Raw genomic sequence first — 3,484 nt, forward strand, 5'->3', positions numbered from 1 at the left:
AAAACAGCCCGTGAGCTGCTTTTCGGAACCGCCGGAACAGACAATCTTCCTGTTTGACGGACACGAATTGATAGATGCGACGGGTTCGGCGCGGGCGCTGCTGGACAATGTCCCGGGACCAGGTTCCGATTGGAGCCGCCTTGCTGGCTATCTTTCCACCCGTATCCACGATTTTGAAGAGCTGATGGCGGAGCTGCCCGCGCGCCGCTCTGTCGAGGCATGGGGCAAGGATGGACGCAATATCCGTCTGAAGGCGGAATGTCTGGGCGAACGGGCGCGCCTAACCATCACCGATCTTGCCGCCGAAGGGCAGGCAATTCTGGTCGACGCATTAAGCCACCGCGCCCAGGATGAGGAACTCATCTCACTCAGGGAAACGCTGGAGGCGGCACCGGTACTGATCTGGCGTCAGGACGAGGCAGGCGTGGTCGTCTGGGCCAACAGCGCTTATCTGGACCGCGCCGCGAAGCAAACGGATATCGATCGGGACGAAATGACCTGGCCGATCCCGGTCCTGTTCAGCGGCCGCACCCTGGACGGTACGGCATCGCGCAGGCAGATGTTACCGAAGACCGAAGGCGCGCCGGAGCGCTGGTACGAATGCCACAGCTATCCGACTGGCACCGAAAGCCTGAACTTCGCCCTGCCCGCGGATGCGACCGTCAAGGCAGAAACCGCCTTGCGGGAATTCATTCAGACGCTGACAAAGACCTTCGCGCAACTGCCGATTGGGCTCGCGATCTTTGACAGCCACCGCCAGCTTGCCCTGTTCAATCCCGCGCTGGTCGATCTTACCTCGGTCGGGGCGGATTTCCTGTCGGCGCGGCCCACTCTCTTTTCCTTCCTCGACCGCCTGCGTGAAGCGCGGGTCATTCCCGAACCGAAGGATTACCGAAGCTGGCGGGCCGAGATGGCTGCACTGGAAAAGGCGGCGGCGTCAGGTCACTATGAGGAAACCTGGACCCTGCCCACCGGCCACACTTATCGGGTGACCGGGCGACCGCATCCCGACGGGGCCGTTGCCTTCCTGTTCGAAGATATCAGCGCCGAAATTACGCTGACGCGGCATTTCCGGTCGGAAATCGAGCTCGGTCAGGCAGTGGTCAACACGCTGAGCGAAGCCATTGCGGTGTTTTCGCCGGCCGGAGAGCTGATCATGTCAAATGACGCCTATGACCAGCTTTGGGGCGTGGAAACCGGCGTCACTCTTGGCACGATCACCATCACCGATTCCATCCGGCTCTGGCAGGGTGCAACGGAACCCTCGCCGGTCTGGGGGGATGTGCGTGATTTCGTATCGGTCATGGACGAGCGCGCGGAATGGGATGCGGAAGTATCGCTGGTCACCGGCGAACAGCTTCTGTGCCGGATCGCCCCCCTGACCGGTGGCGCGACGCTGGTTGGGTTTGACAAATCACCGGCCCCGCCACCGCTGGGCCGCCCCGGCCGAAACAGCGGTGCGGGCAAAAGGGCACCTGCAAGCGCCTGATTTCAGCCATTCAGCTTGCGGGCCGCCATCCGGGCGCTAAAAGTCGGGGCATGAGTGACACCAAGCCGCCTGAACATCAGATCAGCATCACCCTGACGGGCGCGGAGGCGACCGCGCGTCTTGCCATGAGGCTCGCGCCGCATCTGCGTCAGGGCGACGTGGTTCTGATCGAAGGTCCGATCGGTGCCGGAAAGTCACATTTCTGCAGAAGCCTGATCCAGCACCGGCTGGCCGAAGAAGGCCGGTCCGAGGATGTACCATCGCCGACCTATACGCTCGTCCAGGTCTATGAGCTTGAGGCGGTGGAGATCTGGCATGCCGACCTTTATCGCCTGACGACGCCGGACGAAGTGTTCGAGCTTGGCCTCGACGAGGCGTTCGAACAGGCGATCTGCCTTGTGGAATGGCCTGACCGTCTGGGTGACACGGCACCCGCCGACGCGCTGATACTGCGGCTCATCCCCGGGGAGGATGTCGGGATGCGCACTGCCCTCCTGTCAGCACATTCGGCTCGCTGGGACCGGGTGATCGCCGATCTGGCGGCGTCCGGTCAGGGCCGCGCATGACCATGCGCGCGGAACAGGAAGACCGATTTCTGGCCCATTCTGGCTGGGCAGGGGCGGTCCGCACTCCGCTTGCGGGCGACGCATCCGCCCGCCGCTATCAGCGCCTTTTCAAAGGCGCAGAACGCGCTGTCCTGATGGACGCCCCGCCCGATCGTGGGGAGGATACCGGCCGCTTTTCCCGGATGGCATTCTGGCTGCGGGATCGGAGCTATTCCGCACCCGACATTCTGGCCGAGGATCGCGCATCGGGCTTCCTGCTGCTTGAAGACCTTGGCGAAGATCTTTTCGCACGGCTGATTAGTGCCAATCCTGCGGCCGAACAGGACCTTTATACCGCGGCAGTGGACTTTCTGATCGATCTGCACCGTTATCCCGCCGCCGAATTCGTGGCGCCACTGGACGGTCCGGCGCTTGCCGATCTGGTGGAACTTACACCGAAATGGTATCTGCCGGGCGTGGGTGAGGCACCCAATGATCAGGCGGGAAACCTGCCGCGCCTTGTGTCCGACCTCTGCGCCCGGATCGCCGGGCAGGGCCCCGTCACCGGCCTGCGCGACTTTCACGCCGAAAACCTGATCTGGCTGCCGGACCGGACGGGCATCGCCCAGGTTGGGCTGCTGGATTTTCAGGACGCCGTCGCGACCCATCCGGCCTATGACCTCGTATCGCTGCTACAGGATGCGCGGCGCGACGTCCCTCTGGCACTCGAACGCGCGATGGTTGATCGCTATCTGACAACGACCGGCCTCGGTGCCGAGGCGTTCGGCTTTGCCTATGCGCTGCTCGGCGCCCAGCGCGCCCTGCGCATCATTGGCGTGTTCGCCCGCCTGACGCTGCATTTCGGCAAACCGCATTACCTGGGCTATATGCCCCGCGTCTGGGGTTATCTGCTGCGCAACCTTGCACATCCGGGCCTCGCAGCGCTCAATGACGCAGTGCGCGCGGGCTTACCCGAGCCAGTGCCAGAACGCATGCAAAGGATGATGGATCAATGCGGCCAGTACCCGACGCCCTGATGCTCTTTGCCGCCGGTCTGGGAACCCGCATGGGGGGCCTGACCGCCGACCGGCCCAAGCCACTGATCGAGGTGGCGGGGCGCGCGCTGATAGACCATGCGCTGGCGCTTGTGGGCGGGGCGCAGATCGGGCGTGTCGTCGTCAACCTGCACTATCTTCCGGACCAGATCCGCGCGCATCTGGCCAACCGGCAGGAAATCACGTTTTCCGACGAAACAGACACTGTTCTGGAAACCGGCGGCGGCCTGAAACAGGCGCTGCCGAGCCTTGGGCCGGACCCGGTATTCACGCTGAACACCGATGCGGTCTGGACCGGTGCCAATGGTCTGACGGAGCTCCGCACCGCCTGGAACCCTGCAGAAATGGACGGCCTGCTGCTGCTGGTGCCGAAAGCCACCGCGACCGGTCATGTC

At 63.7% G+C, this 3,484-nt stretch carries 4 protein-coding genes; all 4 read left to right on the top strand.

Annotated elements, in window-relative coordinates; genetic code table 11:
• Nucleotides 1-1,489 (top strand): PAS-domain containing protein (locus WBB85_RS08260; protein ID WP_432638144.1); only part of this gene is annotated, 1,489 nt, incomplete at its 5' end.
• Between the two features lie 50 nt (nucleotides 1,490-1,539).
• Complete coding sequence (tsaE, locus tag WBB85_RS08265) at nucleotides 1,540-2,055, top strand: tRNA (adenosine(37)-N6)-threonylcarbamoyltransferase complex ATPase subunit type 1 TsaE (protein WP_432638145.1); 516 nt, start codon at nucleotides 1,540-1,542, stop codon at nucleotides 2,053-2,055.
• The gene (locus WBB85_RS08270; protein WP_432638146.1) at nucleotides 2,052-3,071 is read left to right on the top strand and encodes an aminoglycoside phosphotransferase family protein; all 1,020 of its coding nucleotides are present in this window, start codon (nucleotides 2,052-2,054) and stop codon (nucleotides 3,069-3,071) included. The genes tsaE and WBB85_RS08270 overlap by 4 nt, the downstream gene beginning before the upstream one ends.
• Nucleotides 3,047-3,484: NTP transferase domain-containing protein (locus tag WBB85_RS08275; protein ID WP_432638147.1), on the top strand; the 438-nt coding region annotated here is incomplete at its 3' end. The genes WBB85_RS08270 and WBB85_RS08275, both read left to right, overlap by 25 nt.

It is taken from the genome of Albidovulum sp., assembly GCF_049646345.1.
Classification (GTDB): Bacteria; Pseudomonadota; Alphaproteobacteria; order Rhodobacterales; family Rhodobacteraceae; genus Albidovulum.

Excerpts from the sequence above, each read along its gene's own strand:
- tsaE (WP_432638145.1), top strand. The coding sequence starts at position 1,540 with ATGAGTGACACCAAGCCGCCTGAACATCAGATCAGCATCACCCTGACG.
- WBB85_RS08270 (WP_432638146.1), top strand. The coding sequence starts at position 2,052 with ATGACCATGCGCGCGGAACAGGAAGACCGATTTCTGGCCCATTCTGGC.